Genomic DNA, 17,448 nt, shown 5'->3' with positions numbered 1-17,448 from the left:
GTGTCCAATAAGAAAATCAATGAACGACTTAGGAGAGGGTGTTGTGAGCGAAGACCATCAGTTGCGGGATGTGTTTGACGCGATTGCAGATCCGACTAGGCGTCGGCTCATTCATTTATTAGCTCAGGCAGAAGAGATACCTCTTCATGAATTAACGGCACAGTTTCAAATGGGACGTACAGCGGTATCCAAGCATTTGACAATCCTGAAAGAAGCCGGACTTGTACATGACCGAAAAGTCGGCAGAGAAACGCGATTTAGGCTAAACGCCTCCCCGCTCAGAGAAATTCAAGATTGGGTGGCTTTCTACAGCAAGTTCTGGAGTACGAATTTATTGCGTTTAAGCCAACTATTAGAGGAGGAAGAAGAATGAGTTTAACATTATCCCTTGATTTTCAGTACAAAACATCGATTGAAAAGCTTTGGTCCGCTCTAACCGATTCCAGCAAGCTTGCCAAGTGGGTGGCCGACATCCATACCGGTCAGGCAATGGAGAATGATTTTAAGCCCGTCGTAGGGCACCGTTTTCAGTTCCGTGCGCAGCCGACCCAATGGTGGAACGGAATAATTGAAGGCGAAGTGCTTGTCGTGGATGAACCCAACCGCTTGTCCTATACTTGGGCCAGTGGAGAAAAACACACGGTCACCTGGACGCTGGAGGATTTGGGGGACGGAAAGGTGAACCTTCATCTCGAACAAACCGGCATCTCGAATGAACAAGCACTTAATGGAGCCAAGTATGGCTGGACTAAATGGTGCGGCGGGCTTGAAAACGTGTTGGAACAATAATCGTATTCGGTGTTAGCTATCTCTTTCCTAAAAGCTATAACTATGGGAACGATAGATGAACCAGGTTTGACTCGAATCAACATTAACCGGCTGCATATCGTTTGCAGCCGGTTTATTACCTTTTCCGGATAGTCTGATTTCTTGTCGCTTCGGGATATGTTTACACTAGATGCGTATGGATAAAGCTAGTAGGTGATCGAACCATTGGCCAAGAGCCGCATTACCGTTCTTATTTAAGCAAACGTTCTATGCACGACGATGGTACAATGAATTTAAATGGAAATTAAACTGCCGGAAGGATGTTAATCATGAGTGAATCTAATCAAGAATATATCGTCATCTCGGCTGCGAGGGAAAACAATCTCAAGAACGTGTCCTTGCGCATACCCAAGCGGAAGATCACGATATTCACTGGGGTATCCGGATCCGGCAAGTCATCGATCGTTTTCGATACGATTGCCGCAGAATCCACGCGCTTACTGAATGAGAACTTCAGCATGTTCGTGCGTACTTTCCTGCCTCGCTATCCGCAGCCGGATGCGGACGCGATCGAAAACTTGAGCATGGCTGTTATCGTCGATCAGAAGCGGCTGGGCGGAGGTTCCCATTCCACGATGGGCACGATTACCGATATTTCTCCCATTCTCCGTCTTCTTTTTTCACGAGTGGGGCAGCCCTATGTCGGACAAGCCAACATGTTCTCTTTTAACGATCCGCAAGGCATGTGTCCCGAATGTAACGGGATCGGCCGCAGCTTGAGCATCGATATGAGCAAGGCGCTGGACAAGTCGAAGTCGCTCCATGAAGGGGCAATTTTGCTGCCGGGCTATTCGGTAGACAGCATGGATTGGACGATAATCGTACAGTCGGGGCCCTTCGATCCCGACAAGAAGCTGGGCGATTATTCGGAGGAGGAGCTGGAACAACTGCTGTACGGCAAGGCGAGAAAAGTGGCGACGCTTTTCGGAGGGAAGACAATTAACATTACGGTGGAAGGCGTCATTGAGAAGTTCACCAACAAATACATCAAGCAGGATGTGAAGACGAAGTCCGAGCGTACACAAAAAACGGTTGCGCCGTACATCTCCGAGGGTCCCTGTTCCAGCTGCCACGGCGCAAGACTCAGTCAGGCCGCGCTCGGCTGCAAAATCCAAGGACGCAACATTGCGGAGATGTCCTCCATGGAGGTCGGCCAGCTCATTCGCGTCATTCGGGAGATTGACGATTCTGTCGCCGCGCCGATCGTTAAGTCGCTGACAGAGCGATTGCAGCATCTGGTGGACATCGGACTTGACTACTTGACGCTGGACCGCGAGACGGATACATTGTCCGGCGGCGAGTCGCAGCGGGTCAAGATGGTGAAGCATCTAAGCGGCAGTCTCGTGGATGTCACGTACATCTTTGACGAGCCCAGCATTGGCTTGCATCCCCGTGATGTACACCGGCTAAATGAATTGCTTCAAAAGCTGCGCGACAAGGGCAATACCGTGATCGTCGTCGAGCATGATCCCGATGTGATCAAGGTGGCGGATCATATCGTCGACGTCGGTCCTCACGCCGGCAGCCGCGGCGGTACCATCGTGTATGAAGGAAGCTTCGAAGGCCTGCTCGAGGCAGATACACTGACCGGCACCCATATGAAGCGGCAGCTCCGAATGAAGCAAGATTGCAGGCAGCCATCCGGCAAGCTGTCCATCAAGGATGCCTCATTACACAATCTGCGAAACGTCAGTGTAGATGTCCCGACCGGAGTGCTGACCGTCGTTACAGGTGTGGCCGGCTCGGGCAAGAGCACGCTGATTAATGAAGAATTCCTCAGCCGGCATCCGGATGCGATCGTCATCGACCAGTCGGCGGTAGGTGTGTCGACACGTTCGAATCCCGCAACCTACACAGGCATTATGGATGATGTGCGCAAGGCGTTTGCCGCCGCGAACAAGGTGAGTCAAGGCTTGTTCAGCTTCAACTCCAAGGGAGCTTGCGAGAACTGCCAAGGACTGGGTGTAGTGTATACAGACCTTTCATTCCTCGACAGCGTAAAGCTGCCGTGCGATGTATGCGGAGGTAGACGGTTCAAGGAAGAAGTGCTCGCTTACAAGCTGAACGGAAAGTCAATTGCGGAAGTGCTGGAGATGACGGTGGAGCAGGCATTGGATTTTTTCCAGCTAAAAGAGGTTGTACGCAAGCTCCAGGCGATGAGCGATGTGGGGCTGAACTATATTACACTCGGCCAGCCGCTCAGTACGCTTTCGGGCGGGGAATGCCAGCGTATCAAACTGGCAAGCGAGCTGCATAAGAAAGGCAGCATTTACGTGATGGACGAGCCGACGACCGGGCTGCATATGTCGGATATCGGTCACCTTCTGGAGATTATGAACCGCCTCGTGGATGCCGGCAACACGGTAATCGTCATCGAGCACAACCTCGATGTGATCAGCCAAGCGGATTGGATCATCGATATGGGACCGGACGGAGGCAGCAAGGGCGGTCAGGTGGTGTTCGAAGGCACACCGCCGCAGATCATCCAAGCGGAGCAGTCGATCACGGGAAGGTACTTGATGTAATCATCAAGAAACAAGTTCATTCATTACGTTAACGGGAAACTAAAGTTATAAAAAACAAAGAGCAGTTTGCTGCGGCAACTGCTCTTTAAAATGTACGGGTGTGCGCGATATTGATTCATTCGAAACGATGGTCGGAAGGCGAGGGCGGGGTGTTGCTGTGTGATAAAAATGTGTTGACAAAAAAAGTAGTTAGGAGCCATACTATATATATGAACAACAATCATAAAAGAATAAATGACATGGACGCTATTCCTTCGCTTGCACAATCCAAGCGTCAGGTTGATCGCTATAACCTAGACATAGACGCACAGGCTATACTCGTCGCGTCTAGACTAATGGCGGCGGGAGCCAAGCTTGGACATGCCTCGGAGATTCATTTCTCCAGATTCGGTTTATCAACAGGTCGATATCGTTTATTGGCAGATCTTGAAGATAACGAAGGAGAAGAGCTGCCTTCGCAATTAGCGGAGCATCTAGGCGTTACACGTGCTACAGTGACAGGTCTTATCGACACTCTTGAACGAGATGGGCTAGTATCTCGGCGATCAAGCCGAGACGATGGCCGTCAGAGATCGGTCATTTTGACGGAAGAAGGGGCGAAGAAGCTCCGTGAAATGGCTCCTGAGCATTTTGCTCGGCTGGAAGCAATGGTGGGCTTACTCAGTATCGATGAGCGCAGCGTATTTCTCGACTTGCTGGGCCGAGTTACACAAGGCATCTCGGCACTTACGGACGAACTAGACTCGAAACCAAAGGGAAACATCAGTAAGGAGTAAAATGGGCTAGTGAAGCTAGCCTATTTTTATTCTTATATAGTTAGGACGCTAATTATATCTCACTGAAAGCAATTGTTGAACGATTTCAAAGAAGAAGGGAGCGAGTAAATGTACAAGATGAAATACACGAATCAGACAGATGATGTTTACGGCATCAAGGCTGCCGGTTCCAAGAAAAAGACTTTTGTACTATGGCGTGAAGTTGTAATGGCCTATGCTGCTCCTGCCATCATGGCAGGTATCGGGGGATTGGTTACTGCCGATAGGAGTCTTCAAATAGGGGCATTGACTACAATCGGCGGTGCATCGGCCTTGATGGCCCTGATGATTGGCCTTTTGTTGCGCAGCCGAGTGGGCCATATACGATGGGTCATCGGTGCACCTCACTTGGTTGTGGTAGGGGTGTTCGCATTGGCCGGGTCCTCGTTTGGCCTATGCGCTGCATGGATGACATCTGGTTTACTGGAATTTATGATTCCGAGCAATCATTTGGCCTGGGTCGGTCGTGTCTGGATCGATTTCCCGTTGTCCGGATTCCTAGCAAGCACGATAGTGACATGGCGGTGGCGTCTTGCCGCCACAACTAATTTTTCATCCAAAAGGAGAAGAAAAAAATGATAGTTATTATGGGAGCAACAGGTACGATAGGCAGTGCGCTTTTGGAACGTTTGGCTGATCTTGGCGTACCCGCCAAGGCGCTGAGCAGAGAGCCGGAGAAGTTGCGTGATCAGATCGGAGAAAAAGGCCGATCGACTATCGAGATCGCATCGGCGGATGCTTCCGACCCCGAATCGCTGCGCCGCGCGTTTACAGGTGCCAGCCAGCTTTTCCTAACCATGGCCAACAGTCCGAGACAAATCGAATTGGAAACTTCAATCATTCAGATTGCCGCCGAATCTGGTATCGAACACATCGTAAAAATATCCAGTCCAGCCTTTGAGCAGAGATCTCCAGTGGCAGTGGCGGGCTGGCATCAAGAAATCGAGAGAACGCTGAGGGAATCGGGTCTCACCCACACCGTGCTGCGCCCTTATGCGTTCATGCAAAACTTAATGCGCCTTGCACCAACGATTACAACCCAAAATGTTTTCTTCGGCTCCATGGGCGATTCACCGTGTAACTTCATTGACTGTCGCGATATCGCGGATGTTGCCGCAGAAGTTCTGACCAACCGCAAAGTATCAGGCCAAATATATACGCTTACCGGTTCGGAGACTTTCAGTTATCCCCAGATCGCGAGTCAACTATCCGTCCTGCTTAATCGGCCGATAAGCTACATTAACTTGGAACCCCAAGTACTACTCCGCAATCTTATCGAAAACGGGCATATGCCTCCTTGGCTCGCGAACCACGTTGTGGAAATTCAAACCATGTCTACGGTGGTGCCGGAAAGTCCAAATGACACTGTGAAACGCCTGCTCGGCAGAGAGCCACGCACGCTAGAAGCCTTTCTGCATGAATGTGTAGAAAATTTCCGGTAGAGGCGGAGTCCACCTATTTTGAAATTTGTGTCGTCGGCAGCATTTTGTTCCGATCTCATACAAGTCATTGAGCTAACGGGACACGATAGTGAAACATAAAGGGTTCCACATATTAGTCATGCATAATATGTAGAACCCTTTATGTTATTTAATTTCCTTAAGTTAGGTCCCCGGCCTCCATTCGGTGTACGACCGGACGAAGGCTGCTTTTTAATTAGCCATACATTTGCAAGCTTTCCAGCCTACTTAATGAGTTTTCTTCGGGATACAAGGATCGCGGCAATCAAGATAATAAGCGCCGTGATCATGCCGGATTCTCCGACCCAAATTTCAGTATGATTTCCGGTAGTTGCACGTGCGAATGGTCCTTGAACAACGGCATTCCACGCGGAATGGATGATAACCGCAGGCCAGACGCTGCCTGTGGCAAGACGCAAATAGGCGATGATATAGCCGAACGGAACGATGCATAAGTAGAGGCCGGCTACCGTGAGAATCATGGACGGCCCTTCCACATATAAACCGGCAATGACAATCGGAACATGCCAGGTTGCCCAGATCAAACCGCTAACGAGGACGGGACGCGGAACTTTGGCATTGACCAGTCTTGTCAGCATGTATCCCCTCCAGCCGACTTCTTCTCCCATAACCGGGATCAGGTTGATCAAGCTTCCCAGAATTCCGGTCACGACAACGATCAGAATGAAATTCAGCGGGGTTGGCAGATGCTGCAGTCCGAGCATATGGAAGATCGGTTCTAACGAACCGCCCACAGGAAGTTGAAAGATAGCCAGTCCGCTAAACCAGGCGATGGAGTAGGTGATGAAACAGATGATGATAGGTATCAGTACGGCCAATCCGATGCCTTTCCATATTTTCGCGCTGCCGAGATTGAACGATACGTCTTTAAACCCTTCACGTAAGAGAAGCCGGGCTAGAATGGAAGAGAGCGCGGGCGTAAACATGTACACAACAATGAGCGGAATGCTCTTCGTCAAGATTACGGCTGTATTCATGATAATAGAAAAAACGAGCAGGATGCTTAAAAAGAGCCGAAGCCCTTTTCTGGCACGATGAACTTGCTCCTCGGTAGAGAGCGTTGCCGCATTAGATATCATAGTAACCCTTTCCTTCCCAATTCATTAGTTTACTTATCCGATCGAATTATTTACCTACAGGCGTCTGTCGGGATTTTTCATCTAGCTCACATCCTTTTTCGGAATCATTTAGTTGCGTTTTGATGAGCTCATTATCACCGGGGAATTGTCATTATCGCCAGTGATAGAAAGTCATTTCTCTCTGTGTGATGTTTTGTCAAAACGTTTTAATGACGGTTCGTCACTAGGAAAAATGATCGTAAATGAGTGACAATCGGATCAAAGCGATGGACGCACTTTCACTTGCGGATTATCTTGCTTAACTAATTGAATGAGGTGGAGACGATGAAAAAGAAAATGATGTACGGCGGAATGGTAGCGATGGTCAGTGCCGCGCTGCTGGTTGGAGGATGCGCAAAAGAAGGGGAGACTAAAACGGTGGTAGTTACCGAATCAGCTGAGCCTGTCCAAAACGATGTGATCTCATCCATTAAATCGCAGGCGAAGCCTTTGAAGACGGTTGACCCGACACAACCTATGGATGATTTGCAGCCGCTAAAGAGCATGATCGGGGATGCCCGTTATGTGGGATTGGGAGAGAATACTCACGGAAGCTCCGAAATATTTACGATGAAGTTTCGGCTTGTGAAGTATTTGGTCACCGAGCTCGGTTTTACGAATTTTGGGATGGAAGAAGATTGGGGAAGCGGTTTAAAGCTGAATGAATATATCCAAACGGGAAAAGGGAATCCGAGAGAATTTCTGAATCTGCTGTATCCGACGGATGAAATTGTAGTGATGATAGATTGGATGAAAGAGTATAACGCCGATCCTTCGAACAAGAGGAAAATTCAATTTATCGGACTTGACATAAAATCGCTGGATCAAGGCGTCTATCAACAAGTGACAGATTATGTTAAGCGGCATTATCCCGATATGCTGGCTGAAGTGGAGCTTAACTACAAAGAGCTTCGGTTATCAACCGGAAGCTTGCAGGATTACATGAAGCTGTCTCCCGAGGTAAGAGAGCGGTTTAAGGGTAACGCGGAGAAAGTCGTCCGATTGCTTGAAGAGAAGACCAAACAGGCAGACAAAAAAGCAGAAACAACCGAGCTTATCTGGGCGAAAGGAACCGCGACGGCTATACGGAATTTCACGTCTATGTTGATTCCGGATGATTATCCAAGCATGATAAAGCTGCATGAGCAATATATGGCCGACCATGCGGTTTGGGCCGGGGAGGCGTTAGACGGAAAAACGATGGTATGGGGTCACAACATCCACGTAGCCAAAGGAATTATCGACAAAGAATTATATCCGGATGGTTCCGGTAATTTTTTGAAAAAGCGTCTTGGCGACCAATATATCGTCATGGGAAGCACCACTTCGGAGGGCGATTTCACCTTATTCAGTGAATACAGACCTGACGGCAACAGTAAGCTCTCAACGGAAAAAATTCCACAGGATGTGAACAGCTCCAATTACATGCTTGGAAAAGTTTCCCAGCAAATGTTTCTGCTTGATGCCCGTCATCTTGAAGGACCGGCCAAGCAATGGGTTGGTGAAAAGCGACCTCTGCTGAGCCTAGGGGGACAACTGCTCCCGAACGCGCCGGTATACTTCGACGCGTCTTTACGGGAACAATTTGATATTCTTTTTCACATCCGGAAAACAAGCCCGTCCCATATGAAGTAACCGCCTGCACTGCACAAGACCGATCAGGTACATATAACAGGATCTCGACTTACTGATTCCGGGGTCCACGTGCAACTCTTCAAAATACTCATCCGTCATGGATGAGTATTTTTTATTTCCATCGTATGAGAAGATGGATTGCGCTAATTATGGATTGCAGAAATTATATATTTATGGACATTAATATCCATTCCAATTACTGATAAACTTACCTCACAATACTTGAATACATAGGAGTGATAACAATGGATAGAGTACGTTACAAGATCAGAGAAGTGTTGGACAAGAGAAAGATTGATACATTTCTGCAGCAAGCTCGAATCGGACAACTTGGTATGGTCGATGGTCATCTGCCGTATGTCGTTCCGCTCAATTTCGTTTGGACAAATGGGAAGCTTTATTTCCACGGAGCCACCGGCGGGAGAAGAAATCAGGTGATGGATGCTAATCCGGAGGTCTGTTTTACGGTTTGTGAAGAATATGGAACGATCACTGATCCGGTGCCGGCCAAAACGGACACTGCCTATATGAGTGTAATGATTTTTGGCAAGGCACAGCCTATCGTCGATCTGGATGAAGCCACACACATGCTGCAAGAAATGATGCATAAGTATGTGCCTGGTTACTATAATCGGCCGTTACCCCGGCAGCACGTAGATAAATACCGGTCAGCGGTATTTGGCGGTCCCGTTCAGGTGTACAGAATTGATCCATACCATATCACCGCGAAAGAAAATGCAGTAGAAGAAGAAAAAATGTTCAAACCCGGAAAAACCGTGTGAGATGTTTTTATTGATCACTCACAAACGTGGGCGGAAAGAGGGGAAGAGAAATGGGCCATCCAGTTGAAGAGAATCTCAAAATCGTGAGGCAGCAGATGGAACTGGCTTGCCAAGCCTCGGGGCGCAAGATAGAGGACGTGAAATTGTTGTTGGCAACCAAAACCGTACCACTTGATAAATTGCAAATGGCCATACAAGCGGGTGAGACTCTATTTGGAGAAAACAGAGCGCAAGAACTTCGGGACAAATTTCCGCTTATGCAGCAATATAATCAAGTGGAATGGCATTTTATCGGACATTTGCAAACGAATAAAGTGAAGGATGTTGTCAAATATGTTACGTTCATTCATTCTGTTGATCGCTTGAAATTGGGGCAGGCCCTGCACCATCAGCTCGTCAAAGAGAACAAGACCATGGATATTCTGGTGCAGGTCAATACGTCCTACGAAGAAAGTAAATTTGGTGTTCCTCCGGAAACGGCACTGGAGCTGGTGGAACAATTGTCACAGTTCGAAACGTTAAACGTGAAAGGCTTAATGACGATTGGAAAACTGAATGCTGCAAACGACGAGACCCGGCACTGCTTCCGACTATTAAAATTGATCCAATCACAAATTAGGGAGAAAAAGATTCCGCGTGTAGAAATGGATATCCTCTCGATGGGCATGTCCTGTGATTTCCGTGTGGCCATAGAAGAAGGAGCTACTATGATCCGCGTAGGGACAAGCGTATTCGGCCAACGTTACTTGCCGGATAGCTATTACTGGAACGACAACGCGCACCGGGACGATTAGGGGTGGAGATGCTTGTAGGATAAAAGCAACTCCGCCAGACGAGAAATGCCTTCTTCAATGGCTTCTTCATCTACTTTAGCGAAACCAAGTACCCATCCTTTACGATCGCTTTCCAAACAATACGTGCTAAGCGGATAAACACGTATTCCTTTTTCGAGTGCCAGGTTCGTCACGGCTTCTTCGTCAAATGATTTATTAGCTTCAAGAAGCATATGCAATCCCGTTTCTACGCCGCTTAGTTTGAAGTGTTCACTCAGACCTGTCGTGATGATGGCCTTCGTCATAGCTTCGTGCCTGCGCCGGTATATATTTCGAACTCGTCTCATATGACGCATGAAATGACCATGTTCGATAAAATGAGTAAGCGTTAATTGCTCCATAATCGGAAGATGACGATAGGTTAATTCATGGACCCGGGCAAGCTGACGAATGGCCTCTTTGGGGCCAATGATTGCCGAGATCCGAATACCGGGAGCAACCATTTTGGAAAAACTCATCATATACAACGTGTTCTGAGGTCGCTGACTGAACAAGGTTGGAAGCGGGTCACCGCGATAGCGAAATTCGCTGTCGTAATCATCCTCAACAATCCAAAACCGCTGCCCGGCAGCCATGTGCAACAATTGTTGTCTACGAGGCTCCGACATAATAACTCCAACCGCACACTGGTGCGATGGCGTAACAAAGACAAGTTTGGATTGAGAGTGAATGCGGTTCACGCATAGCCCGTACTCGTCGACCGGCACGGGTACAACTTGCATACGCCGATACTTCATCGCCATCCAGGCGGCAGGGAAGCCGGGATCTTCAACCGAAACCGTTTCTCCTTCGTGTAAAAGGGCTTGTGCGATCAAATCGATGCTATGCTGTGCGCCTGAGGTTAACAGGATTTGGTCGGTATTTACATGAACGCCCCGTTCAAGTGACAAATAACGTTGAATCTGTTCTCGCAGCGGCAGGAATCCGTAGGAATCGCCGTAAGCCCAACTGTCCAGGTCTGTTTTAGTGGAGGCATGTAAAAAGGATTGCCTCCAATTCTTTTGAAAATGTTCGTCTAAGTATGGCTCATGGGGACTAAAATCGATCTCTGCTTTTCGATTTTCTTTGTCTCCGAACCAGCTGTGCAAATGGCCGATTGCCGAGTTTAATACAGGCAATTCGGGAAGGACGGGTCCTTGTGGCGCTGCAACCTCCGTAGGACGAGACGCATAGGTCCATTTGCTGACTCTTGTCCCGCCGCGACGAGAGGTTACGGTGTACCCCCGGCTGAATAATTCCTCGTAAACAATCTGTATGGTTGAACGGGAAACGCCAATCAATGGAGCGAGTTCGCGGGATGGGAGCAGCAATTCGCCCGGCGGCCATTTTCCGGTTGTGATATTATGAATCGCTTGGTCTAGAAGTTGCTGCCAGATGGGACGTTCGTCATCTCGGTTTACTTTTAGCATTCATTCACCTCTAGTGTTCTTCGGAATTATGGATTGTTCTAAAAGCTTATATATGAATGTTTATTAACACTCCATTGACTGATACATTATCATACCAGTAGTTGCTGTTGCAAACGATACAATGATCGAATTTTAAACCTGACCATCGGCAAGATTCACTTTGAAATAATCGCTTAAACCGATGCATGGAATGAGGACGTACAGAGATAAAATGCGGAGGAACCACCGAAGGATTAAAAATCCAGTGCGGTGGTTCTTTTTTTCTCTCGTTTCCTATGCCATCATGAATAAATGGGGGCGATGAACGATGTTCCAGGATTTCAAGCTCGTCGGTGACCGTCCGGTCGCGCTGCAAGTGAAAGAATACATCAAACGGTTAATTATAAAAGGGGTGCTTCAGGCGGATCAGAAGTTGCCCTCCACACGAGAAATGAGCAGTCTGCTAAAGGTGAGCCGCAATACAGTCATTGCAGCCTATGAGGGTCTGGAGGATGACGGATTTAGGTATGCGATTCCCGGCAAAGGCAGCTATGTGGCCGCTACGGAGGGGCATTTGACTACAGACGCCGGCGGAGCTGACGGCTCTGCCGCCTGGCAGATCGACTGGAAGGCCAGAATGAACGAGTATGCTGTATCGGCTGTGGAGCTGGATATGATGAAGCAGGGCATTCGCGCCAACAAAGGAGTCATCTCTTTCACAAGCATCGCTCCGGATGAGGGGCTGTTTGATTTAGGGGATGTAAGGCGAGCCTTTATGGATCGGATGGCAATCGAAGGGCAGGTGCTGCTTAACTACGGCTATGCCAAGGGCTATCAGCCGCTGATCGATTACCTGATACGTTATATGGAGAATAAGGGCATCGATACAAGCGGCAAAGATATGCTGATTACAAGCGGGTTTACAGAAGGCTTTGACATTGTGTTGTCGGCACTGCGCCCTTCGGCGCGCCGCGGAGCGGCAATTTGTGAAAATCCGACCCACCATACCGCGATCAAAAATTTGAAACTGCAAGGATTTGAAATTACCGGCATTCCGATGGAGCGTGACGGTATTGATGTGAACCGGCTTGAGAAGGTGTTGCAGAAACAGACAAACAGCTTTGATCTGGCCTATTTGACTCCTTCCTATCACAATCCTACAGGCATCGTCATGTCGCCGGCGAAGCGCAGCGCCGTTATAAAATTAATGACCCGCTATCAGATCCCCGTGATCGAGGATGGATTCAATGAGGAGCTGCGCTACTCGGGAGCGCATGTTGCCCCGTTAATAGCGACAGCAGGGCAAGGAAACGGAGTCATCTATATTGGCAGCCTCTCCAAAGTGCTGTTCCCAGGCTTGCGAGTGGGATGGGTGCTTGGAGACCGGGCGCTGATCAACCATCTGGAAAGCATTAAGCGTGCACGCGCCATTCATACATCAACAATCGATCAATCGATTTTATATCAATACTTGCTCAACGGAAATTTCGATAAATATATAAAAAAAGCGCGAATGGAATATAAGCGCAAATATGAGCTGACGAAGGCGTGTTGTGAAGCACATCTCCCTGAGGCACAACTGTCCGGCGACGGGGGCTTGCATTTGTTTCTTACCTTTCCGGCAAGCGTAGATACACGCCGACTGCTGGAAGCTTGCACAGAACAGGGTGTTATTTTTACGCCGGGAGACAAGTTTTTTATTCAAGAAGGCGAAGGGACGAATACATTGCGGCTTGGTTTTTCACGAGTGACGGATGAAAATATCGAGCGGGGTATTCGGATCATCGGCCAAGAGGCGCGCAGCTTTCTTCAGGCATAACGATTTTTAAGAGAATGAGGGATCATGATGAAGATCGGCGTTATTATGGGTGGTATTTCCTCTGAACGAGAGGTTTCTCTGCAGACAGGTCAAGAGATGATCCGGCATTTGGATCGCAACCGCTATGAGGTGGTTCCAATTGTGATCGATCGGCGAGCGGATTTAATCATACAGACTCAACAGGCAGGCATAGATCTCGCGCTATTGGCGCTTCACGGCCAGTACGGCGAGGACGGCACGGTGCAGGGAGCACTGGAGACACTGGGCATTCCGTATACAGGCAGCGGTGTCCTGGCAAGCAGCCTATGCATGAATAAGCAGCTATCCAAAAGGCTGCTGAAGACTGTAGGCGTGCATACGCCTGAAGGCCTTTGCTGGCAGGGGACGGACGATTATGAACCGCAGGCGGTGAAGCAGTTGGGTTACCCGGTTATTGTGAAGCCGAATATGGGGGGATCCAGCATCGGTATCCAACTTGTGCATAATGAGAAGGAATTGCTGACGGCTGTTCGGAAAGCCGGCAGTTTCGATCAGGCGATCTTGATTGAGCCCTATATGAAAGGAACGGAGCTTACCTGCTCGATTGTGGACGGCGAGGTATTACCGATTATCGGCATTCGATCCGCGCATTCGGAGTGGTTCGACTACAAAGCGAAATATGAGCCTGGCGGCGCTGAGGAGAAAGTGATCCAGCTGCCTCCAGCTACCCGGCAGCGAGTACGTGAAGCAGCGCTTGCCAGCTATCGGCTGCTGCAGTGCAAGGTCTATGCAAGAGTCGATATGATTTTGTGTGAGGATGTACCTTACGTGCTGGAAGTAAACACTTTACCGGGAATGACCGAGAATAGCCTGCTTCCGAAGAGCGCAGCAGCATCTGGGATGACGTTTACACAGCTGCTGGACCGTATTATTGCCAGCTCGATCCTTGAGCGGAAGCAGGAGTGGGGGATGGTGCAAGATGTTTAGTGAAGAGGGCACAGGGCGGTTTTTATCCTCGCGTGTACGGGATATTCGGCCATCGGGTATTCGCGCTTTTTTTGATCTGAATGCAGCAGGCGGAGATACAATCGCCCTGGGAGTCGGAGAGCCGGATTTCGTTACACCGGAAAAGGTACGTGAAGCCTGCATTCAAGCATTGCGCGAAGGGCAGACGCAATATACCTCAAATGCCGGCTCGATGGAGCTGCGGGAGGAGCTTTCGGCTTATCTTGCAGACAGCTTCACGCTTTCCTACGATCCCGAGCAGGAAATTATCGTGACAGTGGGGAGCAGCGAAGCCGTCGATCTGGCTCTGCGAGCCGTGATTAATCCGGGTGATGAGGTACTCATTCCGGCACCAAGCTATGTTGCCTATGAACCGATTACCCATCTGCACGGCGGTAAAATCGTGGAGGTGGCGGCTGCGGTACAGGAGCAGTTCAAGCTGACCCCACAAGCACTTCAAGCGGCGATTACGCCTCATTCGAAGGCTTTGATGATCAATTATCCGTGTAATCCGACCGGAACAGTTATGACTGATCAGGATTGGCTGCCAATCGTAGAGCTCATCATCAAACATAATTTGGTTGTCATTTCGGATGAAGTTTATGCCGAGCTGACTTATGGGAGAAAACATGTCAGTATCGCCTCCTTTCCGGGCATGAAGGAGCGTACGATTGTCATCAGCGGTTTTTCCAAAGCGTTCGCAATGACAGGTTGGCGGGTGGGCTATGCTTGCGGCCCGCGCGAGTTGATAGCCGGCATGCTCAAAATCCACCAGTACACGGCCATGTGCGCCCCGACTCTTGCACAGATCGCCGCAATCGAATCATTGCGTCATGGCTTGGCTGCCAAGGATGAGATGGTGGCGAGCTACAATGAACGCCGCAAGCTATTTGTAGCAGGCTTGAATGCAATCGGGTTGACCTGTCACGAACCTGAGGGGGCGTTCTATGCCTTCCCTTCAATTGCTTCTACCGGCATGTCATCTCAGCAGTTCGCTCTCCGGCTGCTGGAGGAAGCAAAGGTGGCGGTCGTGCCGGGACATGTATTCGGATCTGGCGGTGAGGGTTTTATTCGCTGCTCCTATGCAGCCTCCCTCTTCGATTTGGAGAAGGGGCTGGAGCGGATGGGTAGGTTTATGCGGGCGACGCAGCCGATTTGATGAGACTATCACCATTCACCGAAGCTATCTTCATCGAAACTGATTTCAGCATATAGAAGAAAACGCCAATGCGTATTTCCCGAGATTTATTCCCACGAGCGTGAGCGTGTTTGGCGGCAGGCAGACGGACTACGAACGTTTCTTCTTCGGAGATTCCTCCGCTGTGAACAACCGCCTGTAAGCGGGTTATCAAAAACGGGAAGTGTCCAAGAACCGCGTGAAAGATTTTCTATCTGGATCGGGTTGATTAACAAAGCGTATTAAGCCCTCCATCTACTGAGTGGAGGGCTTAATGCTTTTTCAATAGAGAGTAAAAAAAGGCACACTGTCCCGTGACTTTGTCCACGCTATTCGGACAGGGTGTTCATATACTAAGCTAAACCAGCGGAGAGGGAGTGCTTCCATGCCTTTAACAACGGGCATCATTACGAATACCGGGATCAACCCTGCAACGAACCTTGTAATCAACATTGACAACGATAATCTTAGTTTTACATCTAACGTTGTTTATCGTATCTACGTATGGAACAACTTGGTGAGCAAAGCACTCGTTTATTCGAACTCACTGTTTATCAATGCGAACACCAGCCAAATCCTTAATTTCAGCATCACAGGCAATTCTGCTTACCAGGTTCAATTTCTGGTTACAGGCACGGTACCGACCGATACAGTCATCACGGTATTCGGAACGGATTCGTCCGGAAACGTAATTCAACATCAAAGAATCCTGCAACAAGAACTCACTCAAATCGGGCAACTCAGCCCTTAAATTGAAGTAACCGTCGTTATCATGATAAAGAAGGGAGAAGTACAGGTGGCCAATATACAAATTTCACCAAGTACCAGTATGCAGTTTGAGCCAAGCATAGCGGTGAACTGGCTAAATCCCTCTGTTATGGTGGTCGTAGCTGTGGATTTTAGCACGGGATCGCCGAACATTGGCCTTTATAAATCCATTGACGCAGGCGCAACATGGAGCACGACGCTGCTGTCGTTACCAACGGGGTTCGTAGGCATAGAATCGCCTCATATCGATTATCTTTTTCCGAATTCCTTTGTTGTGCTGGCACATGCCTTTGATGAGAATGGCCTCAGCGGTACGGTAATAAGCTATACCTCTAACGATAATGCTTCCTCGTTTGGACCGCCTGTGGTTGTCAACCAAGGATATGGACAGTTTGTCAATAACGATCAAGTCGTAGTTACCACCGATAAAGCGGGATCCAGTCCGTTTTTGGGATCCATATATACGGGCTATACACACGATTACAACACGGAGTTCACACCGGGAAATACTATATTCTTCAATCGTTCCAAAGACGGCGGAAACACGTACTCGGACCCGACACTTCTCTCTTCAGTCACCGAATTCGAGGAGTTTCCGGGTATCGCGATTACATTAAATGGAATACTCATCGTGGGATGGATTACCCAGCCTCCCGGCGTAAGCGATTTTAATATCCGTACTTCACAAGATGGCGGAACCACATTTGACGGGGAAACCATGGTTACATCCGTCGTTGTTGTACCTTCGCCGTTACCCGGCTATCAATTCAGGTGCTTGACGTATCCCTCCTTGTCGGGAGACATCTCAAACGTTCCGTCTACGCGGGGAAACGTCTACGCCGTATGGCAAGACTATCGACAAGGTTATTCCGATATCTATCTTTCAATCTCCACAAACTTTGGTGTAAATTGGGGGGCGCCGATGCCGATAGCAGACAGTCCGGTCGGATCCCAGAACTTTTTCCCGGCTATCACAGTTTCCCCTTCGGACGGAGCCGTGTTTGTTTCCTATTACACCAACCGGGTCAATCCGCCCGATCTTGACGTTTTTCTCGCAACATCCAGGGATGGTGGAGTAACGTTTACAAACACTCGCCTGACGACGACTTCGTTTAGTGTCGCGGGTCTTCTTGTAATCGGGGACTACATCGGCAATGCGATTGTCCCGCAGACAGACCGCCTTGTAACCGTTTGGACTGACACACGGACAGGAATTGCAAACATCTGGTTTGAAGATAATCAATAAACCTATGCCGAACCTGAAAAACCATACGCTTACGTACAATCTAAAATCA

General features: G+C 48.9%; 16 protein-coding genes. 14 read left to right on the top strand and 2 right to left on the bottom strand.

Annotation, left to right across the window (positions count from 1 at the left end):
• The first annotated feature begins 19 nt into the window (after nucleotides 1-19).
• The 6 genes from PCH01S_RS02580 (at nucleotide 20) to PCH01S_RS02555 (ending at nucleotide 5,610) form a co-directional block, all read left to right on the top strand.
• On the top strand, nucleotides 20-373 hold the full coding sequence (locus PCH01S_RS02580) for an ArsR/SmtB family transcription factor (protein ID WP_272509795.1): 354 nt from the start codon (nucleotides 20-22) through the stop codon (nucleotides 371-373).
• On the top strand, nucleotides 370-789 hold the full coding sequence (locus tag PCH01S_RS02575) for an SRPBCC family protein (protein ID WP_042226547.1): 420 nt from the start codon (nucleotides 370-372) through the stop codon (nucleotides 787-789). The genes PCH01S_RS02580 and PCH01S_RS02575 overlap by 4 nt, the downstream gene beginning before the upstream one ends.
• Before the next feature lie 308 nt (nucleotides 790-1,097).
• Nucleotides 1,098-3,353, top strand: a complete 2,256-nt coding sequence (locus PCH01S_RS02570) for an ATP-binding cassette domain-containing protein (RefSeq protein WP_042226546.1) — start codon at nucleotides 1,098-1,100, stop codon at nucleotides 3,351-3,353.
• Nucleotides 3,354-3,562: 209 nt separating this feature from the next.
• Nucleotides 3,563-4,129, top strand: a complete 567-nt coding sequence (locus PCH01S_RS02565; protein WP_042226544.1) for a MarR family winged helix-turn-helix transcriptional regulator — start codon at nucleotides 3,563-3,565, stop codon at nucleotides 4,127-4,129.
• A gap of 108 nt (nucleotides 4,130-4,237) precedes the next feature.
• Entirely contained in the window at nucleotides 4,238-4,747 is a 510-nt protein-coding gene (locus PCH01S_RS02560) for a hypothetical protein (protein ID WP_129112507.1), read from the top strand.
• Nucleotides 4,744-5,610: an SDR family oxidoreductase gene (locus PCH01S_RS02555; protein ID WP_042226542.1), complete on the top strand. Its 867-nt coding sequence runs from the start codon at nucleotides 4,744-4,746 to the stop codon at nucleotides 5,608-5,610. The genes PCH01S_RS02560 and PCH01S_RS02555 overlap by 4 nt, the downstream gene beginning before the upstream one ends.
• A 242-nt stretch (nucleotides 5,611-5,852) precedes the next feature.
• Here PCH01S_RS02555 and PCH01S_RS02550 read toward each other — a convergent pair whose 3' ends face one another.
• A complete protein-coding gene (locus PCH01S_RS02550) occupies nucleotides 5,853-6,728 on the bottom strand; it encodes a CPBP family intramembrane glutamic endopeptidase (RefSeq protein ID WP_042226540.1) in 876 nt (291 codons plus the stop codon).
• 351 nt (nucleotides 6,729-7,079) lie between these two features.
• Between PCH01S_RS02550 and PCH01S_RS02545 the strand changes: the two genes are divergently transcribed.
• The 3 genes from PCH01S_RS02545 to PCH01S_RS02535 all read left to right on the top strand — a co-directional run bounded on the left by PCH01S_RS02545 (nucleotide 7,080) and on the right by PCH01S_RS02535 (nucleotide 9,978).
• Entirely contained in the window at nucleotides 7,080-8,402 is a 1,323-nt protein-coding gene (locus PCH01S_RS02545) for an erythromycin esterase family protein (protein ID WP_174446784.1), read from the top strand.
• 245 nt (nucleotides 8,403-8,647) lie between these two features.
• The gene (locus PCH01S_RS02540) at nucleotides 8,648-9,184 is read left to right on the top strand and encodes a pyridoxamine 5'-phosphate oxidase family protein (RefSeq protein WP_042226538.1); all 537 of its coding nucleotides are present in this window, start codon (nucleotides 8,648-8,650) and stop codon (nucleotides 9,182-9,184) included.
• A 50-nt stretch (nucleotides 9,185-9,234) separates the two neighbouring features.
• Nucleotides 9,235-9,978: a YggS family pyridoxal phosphate-dependent enzyme gene (locus tag PCH01S_RS02535; RefSeq protein ID WP_042226536.1), complete on the top strand. Its 744-nt coding sequence runs from the start codon at nucleotides 9,235-9,237 to the stop codon at nucleotides 9,976-9,978.
• Here the strand turns inward: PCH01S_RS02535 and pdxR are convergent.
• Nucleotides 9,975-11,426 (bottom strand): MocR-like pyridoxine biosynthesis transcription factor PdxR, encoded by a 1,452-nt coding sequence (gene pdxR, locus PCH01S_RS02530; protein WP_042226535.1) that lies wholly within the window; start codon nucleotides 11,424-11,426, stop codon nucleotides 9,975-9,977. The two genes, PCH01S_RS02535 and pdxR, sit on opposite strands and share 4 nt — an antisense overlap.
• Before the next feature lie 307 nt (nucleotides 11,427-11,733).
• Here pdxR and PCH01S_RS02525 point away from each other — a divergent pair, with 307 nt between their 5' ends.
• The 5 genes from PCH01S_RS02525 to PCH01S_RS02505 all read left to right on the top strand — a co-directional run bounded on the left by PCH01S_RS02525 (nucleotide 11,734) and on the right by PCH01S_RS02505 (nucleotide 17,399).
• On the top strand, nucleotides 11,734-13,224 hold the full coding sequence (locus PCH01S_RS02525; protein WP_042226533.1) for an aminotransferase-like domain-containing protein: 1,491 nt from the start codon (nucleotides 11,734-11,736) through the stop codon (nucleotides 13,222-13,224).
• A 27-nt stretch (nucleotides 13,225-13,251) separates the two neighbouring features.
• Nucleotides 13,252-14,190, top strand: coding sequence for a D-alanine--D-alanine ligase (locus tag PCH01S_RS02520; protein WP_042227394.1), 939 nt, complete (start codon nucleotides 13,252-13,254; stop codon nucleotides 14,188-14,190).
• Nucleotides 14,183-15,367, top strand: coding sequence for an aminotransferase class I/II-fold pyridoxal phosphate-dependent enzyme (locus PCH01S_RS02515; RefSeq protein ID WP_042226531.1), 1,185 nt, complete (start codon nucleotides 14,183-14,185; stop codon nucleotides 15,365-15,367). Before PCH01S_RS02520 ends, PCH01S_RS02515 begins: the two co-directional genes overlap by 8 nt.
• Before the next feature lie 403 nt (nucleotides 15,368-15,770).
• Nucleotides 15,771-16,136, top strand: coding sequence for a hypothetical protein (locus PCH01S_RS02510; RefSeq protein WP_042226530.1), 366 nt, complete (start codon nucleotides 15,771-15,773; stop codon nucleotides 16,134-16,136).
• Nucleotides 16,137-16,181: 45 nt separating this feature from the next.
• Complete coding sequence (locus tag PCH01S_RS02505) at nucleotides 16,182-17,399, top strand: sialidase family protein (RefSeq protein WP_042226529.1); 1,218 nt, start codon at nucleotides 16,182-16,184, stop codon at nucleotides 17,397-17,399.
• The last annotated feature ends 49 nt before the right edge of the window (nucleotides 17,400-17,448 follow it).

It is taken from the genome of Paenibacillus chitinolyticus NBRC 15660 (genome assembly GCF_000739915.1).
Taxonomy (GTDB): Bacteria; Bacillota; Bacilli; order Paenibacillales; family NBRC-103111; genus Paenibacillus_F; species Paenibacillus_F chitinolyticus.
This window is presented reverse-complemented; position numbering and strand designations above follow the sequence as displayed.